Here is a 22,671-nt window from a genome sequence, read left to right on the forward strand (position 1 = left end):
CTCCCGAACCGGACGGTATGTTCGGCGTCGTCACTCGAAACGAGGAGGAGTTGGAGTGGTCGGAGTTCGATTTGGGCTTCTACGAGGTCAAGGACGTGACCGGCCGGGCCGCCGAACCGGTCGAGTCCGGTGTGAACATGGTGTCGTGTTTCGGCGACAACGCCGCGGTCGATGCCAGCCCCGAACTCGCCCCACTCTCCGAAGACGGCGAGCGCGCCACCCGCGACCGACCGTACTTCGACTGGGCGTACGTCTGTCCGACCCGCGAGGACTACCGCGAGGGCGTCCTCGAAATCGTCGCCGACTGCGCCGAAGTGAACCCCGACGTGCGACTCGACGACATCGGGTTCCCGCGCGCGGAGTACTGCTACTGCGACCGGTGCAACGAGCAGTTCGAAGAGAGCGAGTACGACGACCGCTTCGAGTGGCGCGCGAGCGTCATCACCGAGTTCGTCGCCGACGCCGCCGACCGGATTCCGGGCAAGACGTATCTCACGCTCTACCCCGACCCGTATCCGGGCCACCTCTCCGAGCGTGCCGGTCTCGACCTCGACGCCCTCGCCGAGTACGTGGACGAGTTCGTGGTCCCGCTGTACGACATGGCGTACTTGACCACCTACTGGCTCGAAGTCATCGCAAGCGGCTTCGAAGACGCGCTCGACGTGCCGTTCAGCATCGAACTCTACGCGGTAGACGTGGACATCGACTCGCTGATTCAGGCGACCGAAGTCGCCGATGCCTACGCCGACGACGTGTTCTTCGGCTACGACGCGAGCAACGCCCGCGCCGCGCTCCGGCGCTTCGAGGCCGAGGCGCGGGACGGCGTCTCTCACGGGTGAGTCGCGGGGCTACTCCGGCGGGCGAATCTCGATTTCGCCGGTCGCGCTCACGGCGATTCGATGCTCGGCGAACGGGAACTCCACCGACCCCGCTCGGCGCGGGTGTCCGGTGGACGTCGGCGCGAAGATGTCGTCGAGCGCGTCGGGGTCCACCGACTCGCGCAACTGCGGGAGGTCGAGCGCGTTGGTTTTCGTGATGGTGCCGACTGCGGCCACGACCACGATACTCAGCGCCTCGTCGGCGTCCCAATCGTACTGGGCGCGATAGACGCCCGCCGCGTCGTCGTGTTCGAGTTCCAGACCGTCCGGCAACCGTGTCGTGTCATCCATTGGTATCTGTCGGTCGGTATCGACCGCCGCACTGGACGAGGACCACGACCGGACGAGAGGCCCCAATCGGGTCGGCGACCCGATTGGGGCCTCGTCCAGAGTCGTCCGGCGAATTTCACCGCTCGGGCGAGGAGTATTTCCCCGCCCGAGCGAGGAAGTCGATACCGCGCGTTGACATTGATTGTACGTCCGGCGCGTAGATAAAACCCGACCTTCGTTGCGATTTCGAGCGGGAGTCAGTCGAACGCCCGCTCGCGCCACGCCCGCAGGTCCTCGCGGTCGCGGGTGTTCTCGGGGAGGTCGTCGAACCACTGCGCGTCGGTGATTTCGCCGTCCGGGTCCGCGACGGTGGTCGCGGTCGTCTCGGCCCGCGCCTCGAACAGCGGCAGGACCCCCCACGTCGAGTAGTCGTCGCACTCGACCGCGACCCGAATCGACATCGCGAGTCCGTCGTACGTCGCCTCGATGCCGGCTTCCTCGCGGAGTTCGCGCTCGGCGGCCTCGCGGAACGACTCGCCCGACCGAATCCCGCCGCCGGGGACGACCCACATCTCGACGCCCTCGTGCCAGACCAACAGGAGTTCGCCCGAGTCGCGGTACACCACCGAGTGCGCGCCGAACGGCGCGCCCGTCTCGCTGATTCGGTCGGCGAGCGTCCGGAACCGCCGCCGGGAAACTCGGTGTCTGTGATTTCGTTCGAGGAAGTCGGCGTGCCCCTCGACGAGACTGTGATACGTCTGCTCGGCCTGCTGTTCGGCCCGCGTGGCGAGGTACCAGAGGTCGTCGAGCGTCGTCATCGCCCCGGAGTCGCGGGCGGGTCGGCCGGAAGCGATTGGAGAGCGGACAGCAGATGCGTGGGAGGGGTACTCATAATCCGAGGGTTTGTCCGGCCGTCCGAATAAGCCTTCGGTCGCACTAATCGAGTTCGGCCATCGCTGTCGGGGTTTTACTCGGGCAGCTCATCTGACGAGCGCCGCGTCCACGAGCGCCCGCTCTGCCTTCCGGAGCAACGCCGACGCCGTACTCTCGGTGCAGTCGAGTTCGGCAGCCACGTCCGCCAGTTCGGCCTCGCGCGGCACGTGGTAATACCCGAGGTTGCGGGCTACCTCGATAGCCTCGAACTGCCGCATCGTCAACCGGCCGGCGAGCGACCCCGCGAGATGTCGGTGTTCGCCCACGCGGTCAACCTCGACTTCGACCGCACTCGGGAAGTCCGCGACGACCCGCCGAAGTTCCTCAGGGTCCCCGAGAACCGTCAGCGCGATAGCTCCGTCCGGCCCGAACACCATCGGCGGGACGAGGACGATTCGCCGCCCGGCCATCGCCTCGCGCCACGCCCGGTCCTCGGGGCGAAGTTCCATAGTGACGTAGGCGTAGAAGGTGTGGTCGTCCACCGGCGTGAGGTCGAACGAACGAACGAACCGCGTCAACAGCGCCGATAGCCTCCCGGACTGCGTCGATATCGCCGACGACCAGCGAGAGGAAATAATCGACGCCTTCCTCCTCGTGAGTGTGCCACGACAGAAGTTCTTCACGCTCGAAGTCGTCGCCGGGCGCGACGCCCTTGGGGACTGACAGTCGCATTTCCGGCGGAAGCCGGATGGTCACGTCGAGAGATTTCACGCGTCAACGAGGTGACTCGATATATAAAAAGCCTCAGTGCTTCGCGGCAACGGGGAGGCGGCACCCGCCCCAACGTTCATTCGATGACACTACTCGACCGCGCTGACGGTGAGAGCGCACGGCCAAGCGAACAAACCGACGACGGAACGGTAGCCGACTTCCCGCCCGGCCCGTCCGGACTCCCGGTCGTCGGTTCGACCATCGCGGTCGGACGCGACGGAGTCGGGTTCAGCGATTCCATCGCATCACACGGCGACCTCGTCTCCTACAGCGCCTTCGGTCGGGATATCGTCGCCGTCTTCGACCCCCAGGTGGTCGAGACGGTGCTGGTCTCGAACAACGACGCGTTCGAGAAGGGCGAGTTCGAGATGGCGTTCGGCGACCTCATCGCACCGGAGGGGGTCGCGTTCACGGAGGGCGAGCGCTGGCGACGCCAACGGACCGCGCTCCAGTCGGCGTTCACTCCCGAGCGCATAGAGAGCTACGCCGACGAGATGGTCACCGGAACCGCCGCGATGGCCGACAACTGGGCCGACGGCGAAGTGGTCGAACTCAGTGACGCCTTCGCCACGCTGACGCTTCGAATTCTGACGCGAGCGCTGTTCGACCTCGACTTCGACGCCGAGCGCGGTGTCGTCGTCCGCGAAGCCACCCGAGCGCTCGGCACCGTGATGGACCGATTCGGCCTGCTCTCGTTCCTTCCGAACTGGGTTCCGACGAGGACCGAGCGCCGGTACGAGCGAGCGATGGCCGACCTCGGCGACCTCGTAGACGCGTTGATAGCGGAACGCCGCGACGATGTCGCACCCAACGCGACAGACGCTGCACCCGATGACGAACCCCGAGCGGGCGCCGACCGCGACGACTTACTCTCGTTGCTCGTCGCCGCTACGGACGCCGACGAGACCGGCATGGACCCCGAGGCGGTTCGCGACCAACTCGTGACCTTCCTCTTTGCGGGCCACGAGACGACTTCGACCGCGCTGACCTACACGTGCTGGCTTCTCGTGGGACATCCGGATGTGCGCGAGCGCCTCAACGCCGAACTCGACGCGGTGCTGGGCAGTCGGGACCCGACCTTCCGAGACGTGTCGTCGCTCGACTACACTGAGCAGGTGATTCGCGAAGCGCTGCGCCTGTACCCGCCGGTCTACTCGCTCTATCGCCAGCCGAGGGAGGATACCGTTCTTGACGGCTATCGAATCCCAGCGGACACGACGCTTCAGCTTGCAACCTACAACGTTCAGCGCGACCAGCGCTGGTGGGACGACCCTGAAGCGTTCCGGCCCGAGCGGTGGGACGCCGAGGTTCGAGGAAGCAACGAGAGCGACCGCCCCGAATACGCATACTTCCCGTTCGGCGGCGGGCCGCGTCACTGCATCGGCATGCGATTCGCGATGATGGAACTTCAATTGGTGCTGGCGACGCTCGCCCAACGAGTCGCGTTCGAACGAGTCACCGAAGCGCTGAACCCCTCGATGGGGCTGACGCTGGACCCTGGACCGGTGAAAGTACGAGTGTCGAAGAAGGGGGCGTAGCCGGTCAGAACCGGTCGGTTCGGCCCGACGCGGTCCACGCGTCCGTGGGCGCGTCCGCGGGCACCCGCCCCGCCCGCCCCTGCAAACCCCGGAGTCGCCCCGCGAACGACCACCGCTTGCCGCCCCACGATTCTTCGCGGTCGCTCTCTGCGGCGGCCGCGGCGGCCTCCTGCGCTCTCAGGTGTGCGCCGATTGCGGCCGCGATGGCGGCGGCCTCCTCGTCGGTGGCGTCGTCGGGAATCCGAATATTCGGGTCGGCCATCGGCTCAGAGCGGGATGTTGCCATGCTTCTTGTCCGGCTGTTCGTCGCGCTTGCTCGCGAGCATTTCGAGGTCGTCGATGAGTCGCGGGCGGGTGTTCTGGGGTTCGAGCACGTCGTCCACGAAACCGCGGTCCGCGGCGGTGTAGGGGTTGGCGAACTCCTCGCGGTACTCGTCGATGAGTTCCTCGCGGCGGGCCTCGGTGTCGTCGGCCGCCGCGAGTTCGTCGCTGTAGAGGATGTTGACCGCGCCCTTCGGTCCCATCACCGCGATTTCGGCGGTCGGCCACGCGTAGTTCACGTCCGCGCCGATGTGCTTGGATGCCATCACGTCGTAGGCTCCGCCGTAGGCCTTCCGGGTGATGACCGTGAGCAGGGGCACCGTGGCCTCCGAGTAGGCGTACAGAAGCTTCGCGCCGTGTCGGATGATGCCGCCGTGTTCCTGGTCGGTGCCGGGCATGAAGCCGGGCACGTCTACGAAGGTCAGAATGGGGACGTTGAACGAGTCGCAGAACCGCACGAACCGGGCGGCCTTCTCGGAGGCCTCGATGTCGAGCGTCCCGGCATTGACTCGGGGTTGGTTCGCCACGACGCCGATAGAGCGCCCGTCGAGTCGCGCGAAGCCGATGACGATGTTCTTGGCGTAGCCCTCTTGGACCTCGAAGAACGAATCTTCGTCCGCGACACCGCCGATGACCCGAGTCATGTCGTAGGGCTTTTTCGGCTGGTCGGGAACCACGGATTTCAGTTCCTCGTCGCGTCGCTCGGGGTCGTCCCACGGTTCGACGCGGGGCGGATCCTCGACGTTGTTCTGCGGGACGTACGACAGCAGGCGGCGGATGTCGTCCAGCGCCTCCTTCTCGTCGGCCTCCGAGAAGTGGGCGACTCCGCTCGTGGACTCGTGGGTCTTCGCGCCGCCCAGTTCCTCGAACGACACCTGCTCGCCCGTCACCGTCTCGATGACGTCCGGGCCGGTGATGAACATGTGGCTGGTGTCGTTCACCATGAAGATGAAGTCCGTGATGGCGGGCGAGTAAACAGCACCGCCCGCGCACGGACCCATGATGGCCGAAATCTGGGGGATAACTCCGGAGGCTTCCGTATTTCTGCGGAAGATTTCGGCGTAGCCCGCGAGCGACGAGACGCCCTCCTGAATTCTGGCTCCCGCTGAGTCGTTCAGGCCGATGACCGGTGCGCCGACCTCCATTGCCTTGTCCATCACCTTACAGACTTTCTCGGCGAACACCTCGCCGAGCGACCCGCCGAAGACGGTGAAGTCGTGGGCGAACACGAACGTCTTCCGGCCGTTGACCTCGCCGTAGCCCGTCACCACGCCGTCGCCCTTGATTTGCTTTTCCTCCATCCCGAAGTTGTGGCTCCGGTGAGTCCGGAGTTGGTCGAACTCGTTGAAGGTGTCGTCGTCGAGGAAGTAGTCGATGCGCTCGCGCGCGGTCATCTTGCCCTTGTCGTGCTGGGACTCGATGCGGTCTTCCCCGCCGCCCTTCAGCGCCTCCTCGCGGAGTTTCCGGAGTTCGTCTACTTTGTCCTCCATCGTCATGGTCGTCCGTCCCTCCGATGGCTACTCATTGAACGAGTAGAGGGCCACGAGGCGGAAAAAATTTCCTAAAATGAAGTTCGACGCGCGTCGAATTTCGACCGTTTTTGCGAGGAGCGGTCGCCGGAGGCGACCGCTCCGAGATACTGCTACCTCGGAACACCGTCGGCTCAGAACACCGACACGCCCGCGAGCGCGAGCAGATTCAGCGCGAGCGTGGCGAGTAAGAACAGCGGCAGAATCGTCCGCACGCTCCAGAGCCACGCCGGGCCGAGCGACTTCGTGGCCCGTCCCGCGCCGGAGTCGAACTCCGCGAGCGCGTCCCTGCCGAGGACCCACCCGACGAACACGAGGAACCCGGCGAGCCCGGCCGTCAGCATCAGGTCCACGAGCGGGCCGGAGACGAAGGTGAACAGGCCGGGATTCAGCGCGTTCACGCTCCCGGTCAGCAGGACGAGACCCGCGAGTCCGAGGGTCGCACTCCGTCGAGATGCACCGTGTTCGTCCACGAGGTATGCGACCGGAATTTCGAGCATGCTAATCGACGACGACAGCGCCGCGAGCGCGATGACGCCGAAGAAGAGGACCGCGAGGACCTCGCCGAACGGGACCTGCGAGAACGCGCCCGCGATGCTCACGAACAGCGCGCCGGGACCGCCGCCCGCCGCCGGGCCGGTGAGTTCGCCGAACGTCGCGAACAGGAGCGGGAAGACGACCAAGCCCGCGAGGACGCCGACGCCGGTGTTCAGCACGGCGATGGCGGCCCCGTCGAACGCGAGGTCGTGGTCGTCGCCGAGGTAGGAGGCGTAGGTAATCATCGTTCCGACGCCCAGCGAGAGCGTGAAGAGCGCCTGTCCCGCGGCCGCGCCCACCACGTCGGCGAAGTTGTCCTGCAGGTACGCGGCATCGAAGTCGAGGTAGAACGACAGGCCCGCGCCCGCGCCCGGTTGCGAGACCGCCCACGCCGCGAGCGCGACGAGCAGGACGACGATTGCTGGCATCATCACCTTCGTCGCCTTCTCGATACCGTCTCGGACCCCGCCGAGGACGATGAGCGCGGTCAGGCCGAGGAACGCGACGTGGTATCCGACTGCGGAAGCGCCGAAGTCGATAGCTTCGAAGTACGCGCCGGGCGACCCGAAGTACGACCCGGTGAAGCTCGCGAGGAAGTACCGGAGAATCCACCCGCCGACGACGCTGTAGAACGACAGCAGGACGATTCCGGTCACAACGCCGAACAGGCCGACCGCGCCCCACGACTTCGACCCGGACAGCCGATAGAGCGCGCCAGCGGGGTTTCGCTGCGAGCGCCGCCCGATGACGAACTCCGCGAGGAGTCCCGGAACCCCGACCAGCAGGATGATTGCGAGATACACCACCAGAAACGCGCTCCCGCCGTTCTCGGCGGTCATCCACGGGAAGCGCCAGATGTTGCCCAGTCCGACCGCGCTCCCGACCGCCGCGAGGATGAAGCCGACGCGGGTGTGCCACGATTCGCGTGTCATTGGAAACCACTCGCCAATCCCGGCGTAAGAGGGTTTCGAACCGAGGAACCGTCAATCGGCTACAATCACGACGTAAATCGACTGAAAGACCATTATGGACTCTCTGACGAGACGGAAAATTAGTCGGCGGCGTCGATTCTTAGACCGACGGAATCGGCGGCATCTCGTAGAGGGTGTTCACTCCGAGCAGGAGGGTGGCGAGCACCGCGACCAGCACGAACGTCCGGACCATCCAGAGCCACGCCGGGCCGACCGACGCGAGGCCGCCGGTCCCGTTTCGGAGTTCGTCGAGCGCGACCGGGCCGAGGACCCACCCGACGAAGAAGACGCCGAGCAGGACCGACACCGGGAGCAGGAACTTGTACGCCACCGTGTCGAACCACCCGAGCCACGCGGTGTCTCCGGCCGGGAGCGTGCCGACGACGAACAGCGCCCCGGCGAACCCGAACGCGGTCGTCTTCCGGTCGAAGCCGTACTTGTCCACGACGTAGGACGTGACGACTTCGAGCAGGCTGATGGCCGACGACAGCGCCGCGATGAGGACGACGCCGAAGAACAGGACACCGGCCGCTCGACCCGCCATCCCGAGGTCGGCGAACGCCCCCGCGACCGCGACGAACAGCGCGCCCGGCCCGCCGCCAGCGGCGGTCTCGGAGACCCCGCCCTGCTGGGCGAACAGGAGCGGAAGCACGACGAACCCGGCGAGCAGGCCGACAAGCGTGTTCAGCACGACGATGGTCGCGCCGTCGGCCGGGAGGCTCTCGTCGCCGTCGATGTACGACGCGTAGGTAATCATCGCGCCCATCCCGAGCGAGAGCGAGAAGAACGCTTGGCTCACCGCGAACGGAACCACGTCGCCCAGATTGGCGAACAGGTACTCGAAGTCGGGGTTGAGGTAGTACGCGTAGGCGTCGGCCGCGCCCGGCAGGGTGGCGGCGTAGATTGCGAGCGCGAGGAGGATGACGACGATGCTCGGCACCATGAGTTTGGTCGCCTTCTCGATGCCGTCCTCGATGCCGAACGCCACGATGGACGCGGTGAACAGCATGAACAGGCCGTGGAGCGCAATCGCGTCCGGTCCCATCGAGACCGCGGCGAAGTACTCGCCCGGACTCCCGAAGTACGCGCCGGTCGCGCTTCCGAAGATGTACCGGACGACCCACCCGCCGACCACGCTGTAGTACGACAGAATCCACATCCCGGTGAACAGACCGAGCGCACCCACGATGGTCCACTCGGGGCGTTTCAGCCGACCGAACGCCTCGATGGCGTTGAGTTTCGACCGGCGACCGATGACGAACTCGCCCAGAATCGCGGGCAGGCCGATAAGGACCGCCGCGAGCAGGTAGACGAACACGAACGCCGCGCCCCCGTTGGTCGCGGTTTTGAACGGGAACTGCCAGATGTTCCCCAGTCCCACTGCGCTTCCGACGGCCGCGAGGATGAATCCGGCCCTCGTCGCCCACGTCTCTCGTTGTGACATGCGTGACGGTGGCTTGCGAACTGCCGCGGATAAATACCACGATTCGACCGCTGTAGTGCAATTTCGCCCGAAATATTTTGAATATGTACACTATTACGGATTCGAATCGACGAACAGTCACTCCCGTCGGTCCGGGCGACTCGACTCGGACCCGCGCCGACCGGCATCGCGCTCACACACGGGTCGTTACGTCGCGGAAACGACCGATAAATCGGACCGACTACAGGGGTCCCGGAGTCAGCGTCGGTGACGTCCGCGTCGAGCGAAACGAGCGATTACGGTCCGTTCCACCGCGAACGCCGGGGAGTGAGTCATGTGAACGTATGTCGGTATTTATCGGCTCCGAAGTGGTGGCTCGTCGTATGGCGGGAACTGTCAACAGACGCGAAGCACTGCGACGAATCGGCGCGCTCGGGGCTCTCGGAGGTCTCACCGGATGGGTCGAACGCGATACCGGAGCGCGCGGTGCGACACAGCAAGGTCCGGACCTGCTCAACATCATCGGGTATCCGGAGAGCGGAATTCAAATCTTCCGGGACTACTACGGCAACTTCCAGCCGACCCACGACATCATCGTCCCGGACGGGCTTCAGGACTCCTCGCTCCCCGGCGAGGTAGGCGACCCCTTGCAGGAGGTCCGGGGCACCGCGCCGGGGTCCGAGGGACCCAACGAGGACGCGTTCAATCAACTGTTCGAGGACCAGTACGACCAGACGCCGGGGGTGTTCAATTCCCACACCTACGACGCGGTGGCGGTCTGCATCCTCGCGAACGTCGCGGCCGGCGAGAACGACGGCGAGGCCATCCGCGGTCAGATGCGTCGGGTCGCCAATCCGGAGGGCGAGGAGTACGGGCCGGGCGAATTCGTCGAGGCCGCCGAAGCGGTCGCCAACAGCGAGGAAATCAACTATCAGGGCGCGTCGAGCAGCGTGAACTTCGACGACGTGGGCGACCCTGCAGACACGGCGTACGACGTTTGGCAGTTCTCCGACGGCAACGTCGAGGTCATCGATACAATCGAGTTCGAGGGCGAGGGACCCGGCGGGGAGATGGCCGACGAGAGTCCCGGCGGTCTCGGCCGCGAGGTCAGAGTCGCGATACTCCTGCCCCGGACGGGCGACCTCGGTTCGGTGGGGACGCCGATGATTCAGGCCGGACAGCTTCCGGCCCAACAGATTAACGACTCCGACCTCGACCTGAGCGTGGACTTGACCGTCGAGGACACGCAGACCGACCGCGAAGCCACGCTGAGTTCGGGCGAAGCGCTCGTGAACGCGGGCTACCCGGCTATCGTCGGCGCGGCGTCCTCCGGGAACTCGGTTCCGCTCGTGGACGTGACCTCGTCGGCTGGCGTCGTCCAGTGTTCGCCAGCGAGCACCGCACTCAGCCTCTCGGAAATCGAGGACGACGACTACTTCTTCCGGACCGCGCCGAGCGACCTGCTGCAGGGGCAGGTGATGGCACAGGTCGCCGCCGAGCGCCTCGGCGCGCAGACCGCCTCGACGCTCTACGTCAACAACGACTACGGCCAACAGCTTTCGAATCAGTTCGTCGAGTCGTTCCAGAGCGACCAGGGCGGCGAGGTGTTGCGGGAGGTGTCGTTCGAAATCGGTCAGGGGTCGTACACTGCGCAGCTCGAATCCGCGCTGGCTCCGTGAGGCCGACCTGACCGGCCTCGTCGAAACTCTCGTGGCGGTCCACTTTCGGGCAGAAGCACCCGAATACAGACCGACCACCAACGGATTCGGACCGGATATGCATCGGACGAAGCAGCGACGCGGAACGGTGTCTTACGGTGAACAAGTGCTTTGGGTTTCGACCCCGACGACTCTGTATGGGACGCGACCTCGATGACGTGGACCGAAGCATCCTCTATCTGCTTCAGACAGACGCCCGAAACACGACCGCCCAAGAGATTGCCGACCAGGTCGGGGTCTCGGCCAGTACCGTCCGCAACCGTATCGACACTCTCGAAACCGACGGGATAATCCAAGGGTACCATCCGGAAATCGACTACGAAGCGGCCAACCTCCCCTTGCAAGTGTCCTTCGTCGTGACTGTGCCGCCGACCGAACTGACCGACTACTCCGAGCAGGTCCGGGGGATTCAAGGCGTGATTGACGTTCGAGAGATGCTCACCGGTCGTCGGAACATCCACGTCGATGTGGTCGGGACGAGTACGCGCGATATCACAAGAATCACTGACGCTATCCACGACATCGGCGCTGAAATCGAGAGTTCGGAGATGATGCGTCGGCGGCACGTCCAGCCGTTCAACCACTTCTTCCTGCAAGGAACGGATGATATGAGCGCGCGCGGCGACGATTCTGAAGGCGAACGATGACCGACGGGGTGAGCGCCAACTGATTGCGAGATTCCGCAGAATACGACGGCTATATTCGGAATCACTCATTTCACAATCTGAAATGCACAGGTCCCACACCAGTTTTCTGCGGAATCCATAATATACCCATTTGTGTTCACAATACCGTTATCCGTGCTTTGCGCCAACTACTACGAGAGGACGTGACCGCCGAAGGTATCGGCTGTCCTTCAGGGGCACATCTTCGGAGACACAGTATGAACGACAAATCCTTCGATGCGCTACGGAACGAACACCGCCGAGAGCTGTTGCTCGCGCTCCTCGAACACAATCCCCAGACGGTCACCAAACCAATCCCTGCGGGTGGGGAGGTAGCGCCTGCGGATGCCGACCGGCAGTTCCAGACCGCGATGTACCATCAACACCTCCCCAAACTCGAAGAGTACGGCTTCATTGGGTGGGATAGGGACTCGCACGAAATCGTCAAGGGGCCACAATTCGACGACATTCGCCCCTTGCTTGGGTGCATACACGACCACACGGAGCGCTGAGTGCCGACAGGAGTCGAACGTCTGATTCGACCGAACAGTCGCAGTTGTACACGCCCGAACGCACGTCCGAGTCCGTCGAAACCCTATTCTGTGCCAGCACAGAGCCGCCCGACTCTATATCTCGCTCCCGAGATACGCTTCGATGACCTCCTCGTCGGCCTTGATGTCGGCGGGGGTTCCCTCCGTGAGCACCCGACCCTGATACATCACGATGATGTGTTCGCAGTGGTTCATGATGAGGTCCATGTCGTGTTCGACGACGAGGAACGTCCGCCCCTCGTCGTTGAGTTCCTCGACGCGTTCGAGAAGCTTCTTCTGGAGCGTGGGGTTGACCCCCGCGAACGGTTCGTCGAGCATGAGCATCGTCGGGTCGAGCATCAGTGCCCGCGACAGTTCGAGGAGCTTTCGCTGGCCGCCCGAGAGATTGCTGGCCTTCTCCTCGGCGAGATGCGCTATCTCGAAGAATTCGAGAACCTCCCAGACGCGGTCCCGGAGCGCGCGCTCTTCGTCCACCACCCGGCGTCTGAATCCGGGGAGCACCGACCGCCAGAGCGCCTCGCCGCCCTGGGCTTTCGCCGGGAGCATCAGATTCTCGAACACGGTCAGATTCGGCAGTTCGCGCACGATTTGAAACGTCCGGACGAGACCTCGGTTGGCGACTTGGTACGGTCGTAGACCGGTGATGTCCTCGCCCTGAAACCGCACGGTGCCCGCGTCGGGGTCCTCGATACCCGTGACGAGGTTGAACACTGTCGATTTGCCCGCGCCGTTCGGACCGATGAGTCCGGTCATCGAACCTCGCTCGACGCCGAACGTCGCGCCATCGACCGCGGTGATTCCGCCGAAGTTCTTGTGGAGGTCCTCGACCCGGAGTACCGCCTCGACGCCCTCCCCGGTTCGTTCCGATTCGGCGCTCGACTCGTCCTCGTGGGCGAGCGTCTCGCTCATCGGTCGCTCGCCTCCTCGGTCTCCTCGCGGGCGAGCGCCTCTGCTGTCTCGTCGGAGCGCCTCCTGAGCGGGACGGCGGCCGCGGTCTCGGTCCGATGGCCGAGCAGTCCCTCGGGTCGGTTCTGCATCAGCCAGACGAGGACCACACCCATGAAGACGAACTGGAGCGTCAGCATGTTGTTGAACAGGTACGCGACGATGGGCTGGAAGTTGAGTGCGAACATCGGTCCGACCGCGTCGGCGAACGTGCCGGGCGGCTGGCCGACCGAAATCTGGCTTCCGATGACTCGCCGAAGGTACTGGGGACCCTCGAACAGTCCGGCGGTGAAGATGCCCGCACCGAGGATGCTCCCGGTGTTCGACCCCGCGCCGCCGATGATGAGCGCAATCCAGATGTAGAACGTGACGTGCGGGCGGAATGCGCTCGGCGTGATGCCCGCGCGGCGGAACTGCCAGAGGATGCCCGCCAACCCCATCAGCGCACACCCGAGCATGAAGGACTTGATTTTGAACGCGCTCGTGTTCTTCCCGAGCGCGTTGGTCGCCTCCTCGTCCTCGCGAATCGCCTTGAGGACCCGTCCGAACGGCGACTCGCCGGTCCGCTTCAACAGGAGGTAGTAGGCGGCGAGCACGACCACGAGGACCGCGGTGTAGAGGACCGCTTGGGCCTGTGACGGGCTGAACTCGATGAACCGATTCACGAACGCCGTCGCCCCCTCGAAAATCGGGAGTTCGTAGAGTCCCACCATCGGGTCGCGGAAATTGAACAGCAGTCCCCGGCCGCCCCCGGTTCCGGTCGTGTAGCCGAAGATGGTGAACTCCTGAAACGGGGCCGCGGTGTAGAGCAGGCGAACGATTTCGGCGAACGCGATGGTGACGATGGCGAAGTAGTCCGCCCGGAGTCGGAGCGCCGGGAGCGCGACCACGAAGCCAGCGAGCGCCGCGGCGACGACACCGCCGAGGATGGCTATCGGTATCGGGAGTCCGAGACCCGCGTACTGGGCACCGCCGGTCGGAACCGCGGGCTTTGCCAGCATCGCCATCGTGTACAGTCCAACCGCCATGAACCCGGCGACGCCGATGTTGAACAGGCCGGTGTACCCCCAGTGGAGATTGAGCGCGAGCGCGACCATCGAGTAGATGGCGACGAGAAAGGTGAGTCGGCGAAGCGTGTTCACCATCCCACCGGGCGAATAGCCGAGAATCACGCCGACGAGGATGTAGGTGACGTAGATAGCGAGCATGAGCCCCGCGATTTTCGCCGCATCGGCCGCCAGAAGGTCGCTCGCGAGCGTTCGGAGGTCGGGGCGCTCGGTCATGCTGTCGTCCTCCCGGCGAACAGCCCCTGCGGTTTGAGCAGCAAGACGAGAATCATGATGCCGAACGCGGCCACGAGGTCGAAGTCACCCGTCGGAAGCCAGACCAGCGAGAGTCGCATCGCGATGCCGATGACCAGACCACCGAAGATAGCGCCGTACACCGACCCGATGCCGCCGAGGATGACCGCCGCGAAGATGAGCAGGAGGAGGAGCCACCCGAACTGGAAGTCGATGGTGCCCGTCCAGAGCACCATCAGGTAGCCCGCCATTCCGGATAGCCCGCCGCCGATAATCCACGTCCACCGGATGACCCGCTCGGTCGGGATGCCCGTGATGAGCGCGAGGTCGCGGTTGTCCGACATCGCGCGCATCGCCTTCCCGAGTTTCGTCCGCTGCAAGAGCAGGTGGACCCCGACCATCAGCGCCACGGTGGCGACGAGCAACGTCGCGTCGTGGGCGTCCACCAACAGCGACCCGTCCACGAGTGGTATCGCGGTTCCGGGCTGTCGGAGCGTCGTCCCGCGGGTCCGCGCGGAGTAGACGAGGACGACGAGGTATCGGAGCGCGAACGCGACCCCGATACTGGCGATTAACAACGGGATGCCCCCGGCGTCGCGCATCGGGCGGTACACGATTCGGTCGAGCAGTAGCACCAAGAGAATCGTCGCGAGTCCGGCCGCGACCAAACCGACGAGAACCGCGAACGGCGTGCTCGTGATGCCGATTTCGAGCAGGCCGCCGGTCACGTTTCCCTGCGGAGCGACGAGCAGGAGGTGGCCGAAGTTCGCGGACCCCCAGCCAGCGATGACGTAGGTGATTCCCCACCCCATGAACGCGCCCGAGGTGATGTAATCCCCGTGAGCGAAGTTGGCGAACTGGAGGATACCGTAGGTCAGCGACAGACCGATGCCCGCCAGTCCGATGATTAGGCCGTACATCAGCCCGTCCCAGACGAATCGCCCGATGCGCGAGACGCTGTACCGTCCGGTCGCCATCCCGCTCACCAAGTCGAACAGGAGGAGCAGACCGGCGAGTCCGACTAGCACTTCGAACGGTCGCTCCTCGACGACGGTCCGACCCCGCGAATACGATTCCCCGATGGCCGCCATAAGCGGACCCCCCATACCTATGCTAATTGTGTACAAACACCAATACCTATCGGATACAGTCATCTCCGGGAGAGGAACGCACCGGACGAGAATCGTTCACGCCTCGCCGTACACCGGGACTGCAGCGCCGCTCGTCACTCCGGCGGCATCCGAGCAGAGGAACAGAATCACGGCCGCGATTTCGCTCGGTTCGACCCACTTGTCGTGGTCGGAGTCCGGCATCATCTCGCGGTTCGCGGGCGTGTCGATGACGCTCGGCATCACCGCGTTCGCCCGGACCTCCCCGGAGTTCTCCTCGGCGAGCGTCTCGGTCAGCAGGCGGACTCCGGCCTTCGACGCGCGGTAGGGGCCGTCGCCCTCGCCGCCTTCGAGCGACGACCGGGCCGATACGGAGACGATTGCTCCCGACTCCTCGCGGAGGTGGGGCAGGGCGTGCTTGCTCGCCAGAAACATCGTCTTGAGGTTCACGTCGAACAGGAAGTCGAAGGTGTCCACCTCAGTCTTCTCGATTGGAGTTCCGCCCTTCCACGTCCCCGCGACGTTGGCGAGGTAGTCGAGACGCCCGTGGTCGGAGACGATTTCGGAGACGACGCGCTCGACATCGGCCTCGTCGGTGAAGTCGCCCTGATAGAAGTGAATCCCCTCGTCGGCGTCGAGCAGGGCGTCATCGTCGTCGGGTTCGACCACGTCGGCGGCCGCGACGGTCGCGCCCGCGTCGGCGAATGCCTCGCAGACCGCGCTTCCGAGCGCGCCGCTCGCGCCCGTGACGAGTGCGACCGAATCGGTGAAGTCGAAGGTGACGTTCATATCTCACGCACGCGCGATTCGACCATAAAATTCGGGGGCGTATCGCGCCCGACCGTCCGGACGATGCCGCTGGCGTCTCAGAGTTCGAGAATCAGCTTTCCGAGGAAGCTGTCGTCGAGCACCGCGCGCTGTGCGTCGGCCGCCTCCGCCAAGTCGTAGCGCCGGGCGATTTCGGGACGGAGGTCGCCGTCGTCCAGCAGTCGCGCCAACTTCTCCAGCACCGCGGCCATCTCCGGCGTGTTGAACATGCTCATCAACTGCAAGCGCATCTCCGTTCCGCGGGCCGCCGCGATGTTGTCGAATCCGGCTTCGGGTTGGGTGTTTCCGATGCCGACGACTCGCACGCCCTGCGTCCCGACCTCGGCGTCGAAGTCGAGGTAGTCGTCGAGTCGGTGGTCGAGAATCGCGTCCGGGCGACCCGCCGCCACGACCGCGTCCGCGAGGTCGTCCCGGCCGTAATCGAGGGGCGCGTCGGCTCCCAACTCCGCGAGGTCGTCGTGGTACTCCGGGTCGGCGGTGGTGATGACTCGCGCGCCAGCGGCTTCCGCGATTTGGACCGCGATGTGGCCCACACCGCCGCTCCCGCCGTGGACCAGACACGTCTCGGCGGGTTCGAGCGCGGCGTGGTCCACGAGCGCGCGCCACGCGGTCACGCCCACGAGCGCGACCGCCGCGCCCTCCTCGAAGGTCGCGTTCTCGGGGAGATGTGCAACCCGGTCCGTCGGCGCGACGGCGTACTCGGCGTAGGTCCCCTGTCGGTCGTTGCCGAGGCCGGTCGCGAACACTCGGTCGCCTTGCGCGAATTTCTCGACGCCCTCGCCCACCGCGTCCACGATGCCCGCGACGTCCGACCCCGGAATCATCGGGAGTTCCGGCGGCGGATAGCTCCCCTCTCGGAAGTAGGTGTCCACCGGATTGACGCCCGCGGCCCGGACCTCGATTCGAATCTCGCCCGCGTCGGGAGCCGGTTCGTCGATGTCGTCGATTTGGAGCGTCTCGGGACCGCCGTGCTCGTGGTAGCGAACTGCGCGCATGGCGCGAGGTATACCGGGACGGCGCATAAAGTGGGCGGAAACCGGAACGGAACGCTCGGACCGTTTTCGCAATCACTCCGCCACGGAGTCGCCGACCGCGTTCGCGGTCGGCGACGAACGCTCCTCGCGGTCGTGAATCCGCATCTCGACCGGATTCCGGGGGCGGGCGGTGATGCTCGGCCGGAGGTCGAGGCTCGGCGACGACACGAGTTCGAGGTGGAATCGCGGGAGAATCGTCGCCAGCACGAGTTTGGCCTCCAGCAGCGCGAACCGGTCGCCGATACACCGGCGCGGCCCCGCGGAGAACGGGAAGTACGCGAGCCGAGGCAGGGAGTCTCGGAGGTCGTCGGTCCACCGTTCCGGCCGGAACGCCATCGGGTCGTCGTACCACCGCGGGTCGCGGTGGACGACGTGCTGGCTCATCGACACCGTGACGCCCGCGGGAATCCGGTACTCGCCCATTCGGTCGTCTGCGACCGGTTCGCGGATGATTCCGGGGACCGGCGGGTAGAGTCGCATCGACTCGGTGACGACTCGGTCGAGAAACGGGAGGTCGGGCAGGTCCGCGAACGTGGGGGTGCGGTCGCCGACCTCCTCGCGGAGTTCGGCGACCAGTTCGCGCTCGACTTCGGGATGCTGGGCGAGCAGGAAGAAGGTGAACGTGAGCGCGAGCGCGGTGGTCTCGTGGCCCGCGAGCAGGAGTGTCATCACTTCGTCGTGAATCTGTTCGTCGGTCATCCCCTCGCCAGATTCGTCCCGGGCGGCCAGCAGCATCGACACCACGTCGTCGTCGGTCGGGTTCTCGCGGCGCTCGGCCACGATTCGCTCGACCACCGATTCGAGGTCCTCGACTGCGCGCTCGAAGCGTCGGCGCTGGGGCGTCGGCACCCACACCGGAAGCACGTCGGTCAGCGAGAACTCCGAGGCCGCCATCACCACGTCGAGCGCGTCGCCGACGCGCGAGGCCGTCCCGCTCACGTCCACGCCGAACAGCGTCCGCCCCACGATTTCGAGGGTGAGCGCGCTCATCTCGGCGTGGACGTTCCGGCGGTCGCCGTGGCTCCACGGCTCGATTCGGCGCTCGGTCGCGTCGGTCATCATCCCGGCGTATGTCGAGATGCGGTCGGGACCGAACGCTGGCTGGATGAGGTGGCGCTGTCGCCGCCAGAACTCGCCCTCGCTGTTGAGGATGCCGTTGCCGGTCACCGGGCCGAGCGTCTCCTGAAACGCCTCGCCCTTGACGTAGTTCTCGTTGTTCTGGACGAGGACGCGCTCGATGTGGTCGGGGTGGGCGAGGTGGTACATCCACCCGCCGGGGACCCGCCACCGGACCACGTCGCCGTACTCGGCGACCGCGTCGCGCTCGAACGCGAACGGGTCGCTCGCGTACGCGGGGAGACTGCCGACGACCGGGAGGCCGTCGGGACCGGGCGGGTCAGCGCCGCGCTCGCTCGGAGGAGTCATGTGTCGTGCTACGAACCGTATCATCAAGAAACCCGCGTCCCGTCCGAACACGTCCCGAACCCGACCGCCCGAACGAGTCATGTGTGCGCGCGACTCACTACGGAGTATGGGGGACGACGACATCAGCTCCGTCTCGGGGCTTCCGGACGAACTGGGTATCGACGACGACCTCGGCCGGGCCGAACAACGCCTCACGGTCCGGGTCGAGAAGCGCACCTACGGCAAGGCGGTCACCATCGTCGAGGGGTTCGACCCCTCGGGGGTGGACCTGAAGGAACTCTCCTCGGAGTTGAAGCGCAAACTCGCCACCGGCGGGACGGTGGACGACGGCCGAATCGAGTTGCAGGGCGACCACGCGAATCGCGTGCCCGAGATGCTGCGCGAAGAGGGGTTCGCCGTGGAGTGAGCGGTGGGGGGGGGGGGGGGGGCCCCGCCCCCCCCCCCCCCCACCGCTCATCGGTGTAGACGGCGGCAAGACCGCTCGTGCGGAGACGGACGGCGCGACCGCTCACGCGTAGACGGACCGTGCAATCGCTACGCCCCGAACATCTGTTCTTCGCGCTCTCGAAGCTCTATCCGGCGAATCTTCCCGCTCGACGTTTTCGGGAGCTCATCCACGAACTCGATTCTGCGCGGATACTTGTAGGGGGCCGTCTCGGATTTCATGTACGCCTGTAGCTCCGCCGCGAGGTCGTCGCTTCCCTCGCGGCCGTCGGCGAGGACGACGTAGGTCTTGACAACGTTGCCGCGCTCGTCGTGGGGGCTGGCGACTGCCGCGGCCTCGGCAACCGCCTCGTGGCCGATGAGGGCGTCCTCAACCTCGAACGGGCCGATGCGGTAGCCCGCCGAGATGATGATGTCGTCGGCCCGCCCCTCGAAGAAGAAGTAGCCGTCGTCGTCGCGCGAGGCGAGGTCGCCCGTCCGGTAGTAGTCGCCGTGGAAGGTCTGTTCGTCTAGATTCGGCTTCTCGTAGTAGCCGTCGAAGATGCCGGGACAGTCGATGGGGACCGCGATTTCCCCGATTTCGCCCGGTTCGACCTCCTGCTCGTCTTGGGTGTCGATGATGGTCGTCCCCATGCCGGGCGCGGGCTTGCCCATGCTTCCGGGCTTCACGTCGATTCCGGGGTAGTTGGTGACGAGCGCGACCGTCTCGGTCTGGCCGTAGCCGTCGCGGGGCGTGACGCCGAATGACCCCTCGAACGCCTGAATCGGCTCGCGGTTGAGTGGTTCGCCAGCCGAGACGGCCTCTTCGAGCGCGAGGTCGTAGTCGGCGAGGTCGTCGCGCTGGGCGAACATCCGGTACTGGGTCGGCACCGCACAGAGCCGCGTGACCTCCTCCTCGGCCATGATGTCGAGGAACGTCCCGGCGTCGAACTCCCCTTCGTAGACGAACTGGGGCGCACCGGTGGTGAGCGCGACCCCGACCGGACTCCAGAACCACTTTGCCCACCCCGTCCCGGTGGTCGCCCAGAGGAGTTCGTCCGAAAAGTCGTCGCCCTGCTCGACGCCCCACCAGTACGGGCCGTTGACGAGTTCGAAACACCGGACCCAGCGGTGGCGGTGGAGGACGGGCTTGGGCTGGCCGGTGGTCCCGCTCGTGTAGTTAATCGACATCGGGTCGTCGGCCCCGAGGTCCGGGCCGTCGTGGTCGGCGTCGTGGGCGTCGAGCAGGTCCGCGAAGACGTGCCACCCCTCGTCGTCGGCGTGGGCGCTGTCTTCCTCGGAGTCGGCGTCTTCCCCGTCGAGGACGACCACGCGCTCGATTGGCGTCTCGTCGAAAACGGGTTCGACCATCTCGGTCAGGTCGGCGTGACACACCACGGTTTCGGCCCCGCAGTCGTTCGCGCGGAACGCGATGTCCTTCGGCTTGAGCATGGCCGAGCAGGGGACGAGGAGCGCCCCGCGAGCGAGCGCGCCCACCTGCACCGCGAACGCGTCGGGGTGGCGCGGGAACAGGTGCATCACACGGTCGCCCTTCCCCACGCCGAGGTCGGCCAGCGCGTTCGCAAACCGGTTCGCGTCGGCGTCTACGTCGTGGTACGTTCGCTCTGCTTCGCCGCCGTCCTCGTCGCGGTACCGAACCGCGAGTCGGTCGCCGAACGCTTCGGCGTGGTCGGCGACGACCGCCGGGAGATTGTACTCGTCGGGAATCATCCACTCGAAATCCGCCAGTTCGCGCTCGTAATCGAGCGACATACCGTAGATATCAACGGGCGATTATTTGGATTTATCGCCGGTTTTCACACCGCCCGCCCGCGCTGAGAGAGACCGACCAACAGCGCGCCGACCGCCAATCCCAACACTCCGATGACGAGCAACACGAAGGTGTACTCGGCCGCGATGACCAGCGGCGCGAACAGCAGAATGCCCGCGAGGACGATAATCCCGGCCCCGCCCCAGAACTCCAGTGTTTCCCGATTCATCTCTGTGGTCCTATCATCCCGGAGGCACTTAGCTCCCGTTGCCGGTCGTCGATGTGGCGGTCCGATAGTCGGGCAGACGCTCACACCGGGCGGCCCTCGGTTGAGAGTCCGACCAGCACCGCACCCGCGTACGCCGCGACCACCGAAACCGCGAGTATCGCGTCGAGGTACGGCATCGATGCGACCAGCGGTGCGAACAGCAGTGCGCCCGCGATTGCGAGCGTGGCGACACCGGCCCAGAACCGAGGTTCGTTCCCTCTCATCTCGATAGAACGGTCGTTCTCGGAAATCGTAGAGATGCTCGCGAACGTGTTCGGGCGGGCGCGACGAGGTCGTTCGAACCCGAATGAATAACTTTTTAGGCCTGCCTAAACCAATCCGGAGTAACGAATGACGAGTCCAGACATCTGCGTGGTGGTCCCGACGATTCGAGAGTACGAGTGCATGCGAGCGTACTTCGAGAACGCCCGAACCCACGGTTTCGACTTGGACCGCCTCCACGTCGTCCTCGTGACCGAGGACTTCTGTGACACCGACGCGATGGCCGAGATGCTCGCCGAGGAGGGCGTCTCGGGCGAAGTGTTCGACGGCTCCCGGCGCGAGGAGTGGTACGACGAACGCGGCATCGCGGAGTACGACCACGTCGTCCCCGCCGCGAGCCACGCCGAGACGAGTTTCGGCCTGCTCTACCTCTGGGCCAACGACTTCGAGTACGGCTTCTTCATCGACGACGACACCCTGCCCCACGACGACGCCGACTTCTTCGGCCAGCATATGCGGAACCTCGACTACGAGGGCGAAATCGAGGAGGTCTCCTCGGACGAGCAGTGGGTCAACGTCCTCTACCAGAACTACGACGAGCACGGGCTGTACCCCCGGGGCTACCCCTACTCCGCGATGGACGAGACGGTTGACACCGACACGACCGAGATATCCGACGTAGTGGCCTCCCAGGGCCTCTGGACCAACGTTCCGGACCTCGACGCGGTCCGAATCCTGATGGACGGCGACCTGCAGGGGCAGGCCCAGACCCGGACGACCGCCGACGACTACGCCGGCGACTTCGTGGCCGCGCGCGGGAACTACCTCACGGTCTGCTCGATGAATCTCGCGTTCCGCCGCGAAATCGTCCCGGCGTTCTACCAGCTTCCGATGGACGAAAATCGGTGGGACGTGGGCCGATTCGACGACATCTGGAGCGGCGTGTTCCTCAAGCGCGCGTGCGACCTGCTCGGCAAGCGAATCTACAACGGCGGCCCGCTCTGCGAACACAACAAGGCCCCGCGCTCGACGTTCGACGACCTCAACAACGAGGTGCCGGGTCTCGAACTCAACGAGCACCTCTGGGAGGTGATAGACGACGCAGGAGCCGACGCCGACTCCTACGCGGCCGTCTTCGAGGCGATGGCGACCGAACTCGCCGAGGGCGACTTCGAAGCCTACAACAACGGCGCGTTCTTCAACTACGTCGGGGAGTACATGCTCGACTGGCTCGCGGCGCTCGACGAACTTCGCACCCTCCGAACCGCGCCCGCACCCGCCGACGACTGAGACGCGGAAA

Annotated in this window: 23 protein-coding genes and 1 pseudogene; 8 read left to right on the top strand and 16 right to left on the bottom strand. The window is 65.5% G+C overall.

Annotation, left to right across the window (positions count from 1 at the left end; all coding sequences use genetic code 11):
* Window positions 1-17: 17 nt before the first annotated feature.
* On the top strand, window positions 18-839 hold the full coding sequence (locus EKH81_RS09745; RefSeq protein ID WP_132058355.1) for a hypothetical protein: 822 nt from the start codon (window positions 18-20) through the stop codon (window positions 837-839).
* A 9-nt stretch (window positions 840-848) separates the two neighbouring features.
* Here the strand turns inward: EKH81_RS09745 and EKH81_RS09750 are convergent, their stop codons facing one another.
* From EKH81_RS09750 to EKH81_RS09760, 3 genes are all read right to left on the bottom strand, one after another.
* The gene (locus EKH81_RS09750) at window positions 849-1,169 is read right to left on the bottom strand and encodes a HalOD1 output domain-containing protein (protein ID WP_132058356.1); all 321 of its coding nucleotides are present in this window, start codon (window positions 1,167-1,169) and stop codon (window positions 849-851) included.
* Window positions 1,170-1,405: 236 nt separating this feature from the next.
* A complete protein-coding gene (locus tag EKH81_RS09755) occupies window positions 1,406-1,966 on the bottom strand; it encodes an NUDIX domain-containing protein (protein ID WP_132058357.1) in 561 nt (186 codons plus the stop codon).
* Window positions 1,967-2,128: 162 nt separating this feature from the next.
* Window positions 2,129-2,563 carry a helix-turn-helix domain-containing protein gene (locus EKH81_RS09760; protein WP_202935105.1) on the bottom strand — a complete coding sequence of 145 codons (435 nt, stop codon included), beginning with the start codon at window positions 2,561-2,563 and terminating at the stop codon, window positions 2,129-2,131.
* Window positions 2,564-2,567: 4 nt separating this feature from the next.
* Between EKH81_RS09760 and EKH81_RS19325 the strand changes: the two genes are divergently transcribed.
* Entirely contained in the window at window positions 2,568-2,744 is a 177-nt protein-coding gene (locus EKH81_RS19325; RefSeq protein WP_202935106.1) for a hypothetical protein, read from the top strand.
* A 131-nt stretch (window positions 2,745-2,875) separates the two neighbouring features.
* Window positions 2,876-4,330: a cytochrome P450 gene (locus tag EKH81_RS09765; protein ID WP_132058358.1), complete on the top strand. Its 1,455-nt coding sequence runs from the start codon at window positions 2,876-2,878 to the stop codon at window positions 4,328-4,330.
* A gap of 4 nt (window positions 4,331-4,334) precedes the next feature.
* On the opposite strand, the pseudogene EKH81_RS09770 reads toward EKH81_RS09765, so the two are convergent.
* From EKH81_RS09770 to EKH81_RS09785, 4 genes and pseudogenes are all read right to left on the bottom strand, one after another.
* Window positions 4,335-4,574, bottom strand: a pseudogene (locus tag EKH81_RS09770) (hypothetical protein); the annotation flags it as partial.
* A 22-nt stretch (window positions 4,575-4,596) separates the two neighbouring features.
* Complete coding sequence (locus EKH81_RS09775; protein ID WP_132058549.1) at window positions 4,597-6,141, bottom strand: acyl-CoA carboxylase subunit beta; 1,545 nt, start codon at window positions 6,139-6,141, stop codon at window positions 4,597-4,599.
* A 173-nt stretch (window positions 6,142-6,314) separates the two neighbouring features.
* Window positions 6,315-7,649: a sodium-dependent transporter gene (locus EKH81_RS09780; protein WP_132058359.1), complete on the bottom strand. Its 1,335-nt coding sequence runs from the start codon at window positions 7,647-7,649 to the stop codon at window positions 6,315-6,317.
* A gap of 139 nt (window positions 7,650-7,788) precedes the next feature.
* Window positions 7,789-9,132 (bottom strand): sodium-dependent transporter, encoded by a 1,344-nt coding sequence (locus EKH81_RS09785; protein WP_132058360.1) that lies wholly within the window; start codon window positions 9,130-9,132, stop codon window positions 7,789-7,791.
* Window positions 9,133-9,494: 362 nt separating this feature from the next.
* Here EKH81_RS09785 and EKH81_RS09790 point away from each other — a divergent pair, with 362 nt between their 5' ends.
* The 3 genes from EKH81_RS09790 to EKH81_RS09800 all read left to right on the top strand — a co-directional run bounded on the left by EKH81_RS09790 (window position 9,495) and on the right by EKH81_RS09800 (window position 12,006).
* Window positions 9,495-10,790, top strand: a complete 1,296-nt coding sequence (locus tag EKH81_RS09790) for an ABC transporter substrate-binding protein (RefSeq protein WP_132058361.1) — start codon at window positions 9,495-9,497, stop codon at window positions 10,788-10,790.
* 176 nt (window positions 10,791-10,966) lie between these two features.
* Window positions 10,967-11,476, top strand: a complete 510-nt coding sequence (locus EKH81_RS09795; protein ID WP_132058362.1) for an Lrp/AsnC family transcriptional regulator — start codon at window positions 10,967-10,969, stop codon at window positions 11,474-11,476.
* A 236-nt stretch (window positions 11,477-11,712) separates the two neighbouring features.
* Complete coding sequence (locus EKH81_RS09800; protein ID WP_132058363.1) at window positions 11,713-12,006, top strand: DUF7344 domain-containing protein; 294 nt, start codon at window positions 11,713-11,715, stop codon at window positions 12,004-12,006.
* Window positions 12,007-12,120: 114 nt separating this feature from the next.
* Here the strand turns inward: EKH81_RS09800 and EKH81_RS09805 are convergent, their stop codons facing one another.
* From EKH81_RS09805 to EKH81_RS09830, 6 genes are all read right to left on the bottom strand, one after another.
* The gene (locus EKH81_RS09805; protein WP_132058364.1) at window positions 12,121-12,954 is read right to left on the bottom strand and encodes an ABC transporter ATP-binding protein; all 834 of its coding nucleotides are present in this window, start codon (window positions 12,952-12,954) and stop codon (window positions 12,121-12,123) included.
* Entirely contained in the window at window positions 12,951-14,273 is a 1,323-nt protein-coding gene (locus EKH81_RS09810) for a branched-chain amino acid ABC transporter permease (protein ID WP_132058365.1), read from the bottom strand. The genes EKH81_RS09805 and EKH81_RS09810 overlap by 4 nt, the downstream gene beginning before the upstream one ends.
* Window positions 14,270-15,382: a branched-chain amino acid ABC transporter permease gene (locus EKH81_RS09815; protein WP_132058551.1), complete on the bottom strand. Its 1,113-nt coding sequence runs from the start codon at window positions 15,380-15,382 to the stop codon at window positions 14,270-14,272. The genes EKH81_RS09810 and EKH81_RS09815 overlap by 4 nt, the downstream gene beginning before the upstream one ends.
* 96 nt (window positions 15,383-15,478) lie before the next feature.
* The gene (locus tag EKH81_RS09820; protein ID WP_132058366.1) at window positions 15,479-16,189 is read right to left on the bottom strand and encodes an SDR family oxidoreductase; all 711 of its coding nucleotides are present in this window, start codon (window positions 16,187-16,189) and stop codon (window positions 15,479-15,481) included.
* A 77-nt stretch (window positions 16,190-16,266) separates the two neighbouring features.
* Window positions 16,267-17,223, bottom strand: a complete 957-nt coding sequence (locus EKH81_RS09825) for an NADPH:quinone reductase (RefSeq protein ID WP_132058367.1) — start codon at window positions 17,221-17,223, stop codon at window positions 16,267-16,269.
* A 72-nt stretch (window positions 17,224-17,295) separates the two neighbouring features.
* A complete protein-coding gene (locus tag EKH81_RS09830; RefSeq protein ID WP_132058368.1) occupies window positions 17,296-18,687 on the bottom strand; it encodes a cytochrome P450 in 1,392 nt (463 codons plus the stop codon).
* A gap of 106 nt (window positions 18,688-18,793) precedes the next feature.
* On the opposite strand from EKH81_RS09830, the gene yciH reads away from it, so the two are divergent.
* The gene (yciH, locus tag EKH81_RS09835) at window positions 18,794-19,093 is read left to right on the top strand and encodes a stress response translation initiation inhibitor YciH (protein ID WP_132058369.1); all 300 of its coding nucleotides are present in this window, start codon (window positions 18,794-18,796) and stop codon (window positions 19,091-19,093) included.
* Window positions 19,094-19,221: 128 nt separating this feature from the next.
* Here the strand turns inward: yciH and EKH81_RS09840 are convergent, their stop codons facing one another.
* From EKH81_RS09840 to EKH81_RS09850, 3 genes are all read right to left on the bottom strand, one after another.
* The gene (locus EKH81_RS09840; RefSeq protein WP_132058370.1) at window positions 19,222-20,883 is read right to left on the bottom strand and encodes an acetate--CoA ligase; all 1,662 of its coding nucleotides are present in this window, start codon (window positions 20,881-20,883) and stop codon (window positions 19,222-19,224) included.
* A 44-nt stretch (window positions 20,884-20,927) separates the two neighbouring features.
* Entirely contained in the window at window positions 20,928-21,110 is a 183-nt protein-coding gene (locus tag EKH81_RS09845) for a hypothetical protein (RefSeq protein ID WP_132058371.1), read from the bottom strand.
* An 80-nt stretch (window positions 21,111-21,190) separates the two neighbouring features.
* On the bottom strand, window positions 21,191-21,373 hold the full coding sequence (locus tag EKH81_RS09850; RefSeq protein WP_132058372.1) for a hypothetical protein: 183 nt from the start codon (window positions 21,371-21,373) through the stop codon (window positions 21,191-21,193).
* A 127-nt stretch (window positions 21,374-21,500) separates the two neighbouring features.
* On the opposite strand from EKH81_RS09850, the gene EKH81_RS09855 reads away from it, so the two are divergent.
* The gene (locus tag EKH81_RS09855; protein ID WP_132058373.1) at window positions 21,501-22,661 is read left to right on the top strand and encodes an alpha-1 4-glucan-protein synthase; all 1,161 of its coding nucleotides are present in this window, start codon (window positions 21,501-21,503) and stop codon (window positions 22,659-22,661) included.
* Window positions 22,662-22,671: the final 10 nt, after the last annotated feature.

The sequence above is a fragment of the Halorussus amylolyticus genome, assembly GCF_004143485.2.
GTDB classification, from domain to species: Archaea; Halobacteriota; Halobacteria; order Halobacteriales; family Haladaptataceae; genus Halorussus; species Halorussus amylolyticus.

Bases quoted from the DNA above. Each gene is read 5' to 3' on its own strand.
- EKH81_RS09745 (WP_132058355.1), top strand. From the start codon at position 18: ATGTTCGGCGTCGTCACTCGAAACGAGGAGGAGTTGGAGTGGTCGGAG.
- EKH81_RS09855 (WP_132058373.1), top strand. From the start codon at position 21,501: ATGACGAGTCCAGACATCTGCGTGGTGGTCCCGACGATTCGAGAGTAC.
- EKH81_RS09825 (WP_132058367.1), bottom strand. From the start codon at position 17,223: ATGCGCGCAGTTCGCTACCACGAGCACGGCGGTCCCGAGACGCTCCAA.
- EKH81_RS09840 (WP_132058370.1), bottom strand. From the start codon at position 20,883: ATGTCGCTCGATTACGAGCGCGAACTGGCGGATTTCGAGTGGATGATT.
- EKH81_RS09765 (WP_132058358.1), top strand. From the start codon at position 2,876: ATGACACTACTCGACCGCGCTGACGGTGAGAGCGCACGGCCAAGCGAA.
- EKH81_RS09775 (WP_132058549.1), bottom strand. From the start codon at position 6,141: ATGGAGGACAAAGTAGACGAACTCCGGAAACTCCGCGAGGAGGCGCTG.
- EKH81_RS09780 (WP_132058359.1), bottom strand. From the start codon at position 7,649: ATGACACGCGAATCGTGGCACACCCGCGTCGGCTTCATCCTCGCGGCG.
- EKH81_RS09805 (WP_132058364.1), bottom strand. From the start codon at position 12,954: ATGAGCGAGACGCTCGCCCACGAGGACGAGTCGAGCGCCGAATCGGAA.
- EKH81_RS09750 (WP_132058356.1), bottom strand. From the start codon at position 1,169: ATGGATGACACGACACGGTTGCCGGACGGTCTGGAACTCGAACACGAC.
- EKH81_RS09815 (WP_132058551.1), bottom strand. From the start codon at position 15,382: ATGGCGGCCATCGGGGAATCGTATTCGCGGGGTCGGACCGTCGTCGAG.
- yciH (WP_132058369.1), top strand. From the start codon at position 18,794: ATGGGGGACGACGACATCAGCTCCGTCTCGGGGCTTCCGGACGAACTG.
- EKH81_RS09810 (WP_132058365.1), bottom strand. From the start codon at position 14,273: ATGACCGAGCGCCCCGACCTCCGAACGCTCGCGAGCGACCTTCTGGCG.
- EKH81_RS09820 (WP_132058366.1), bottom strand. From the start codon at position 16,189: ATGAACGTCACCTTCGACTTCACCGATTCGGTCGCACTCGTCACGGGC.
- EKH81_RS09800 (WP_132058363.1), top strand. From the start codon at position 11,713: ATGAACGACAAATCCTTCGATGCGCTACGGAACGAACACCGCCGAGAG.
- EKH81_RS09850 (WP_132058372.1), bottom strand. From the start codon at position 21,373: ATGAGAGGGAACGAACCTCGGTTCTGGGCCGGTGTCGCCACGCTCGCA.
- EKH81_RS09790 (WP_132058361.1), top strand. From the start codon at position 9,495: ATGGCGGGAACTGTCAACAGACGCGAAGCACTGCGACGAATCGGCGCG.
- EKH81_RS09845 (WP_132058371.1), bottom strand. From the start codon at position 21,110: ATGAATCGGGAAACACTGGAGTTCTGGGGCGGGGCCGGGATTATCGTC.
- EKH81_RS09785 (WP_132058360.1), bottom strand. From the start codon at position 9,132: ATGTCACAACGAGAGACGTGGGCGACGAGGGCCGGATTCATCCTCGCG.
- EKH81_RS09830 (WP_132058368.1), bottom strand. From the start codon at position 18,687: ATGACTCCTCCGAGCGAGCGCGGCGCTGACCCGCCCGGTCCCGACGGC.
- EKH81_RS09795 (WP_132058362.1), top strand. From the start codon at position 10,967: ATGGGACGCGACCTCGATGACGTGGACCGAAGCATCCTCTATCTGCTT.
- EKH81_RS09755 (WP_132058357.1), bottom strand. From the start codon at position 1,966: ATGACGACGCTCGACGACCTCTGGTACCTCGCCACGCGGGCCGAACAG.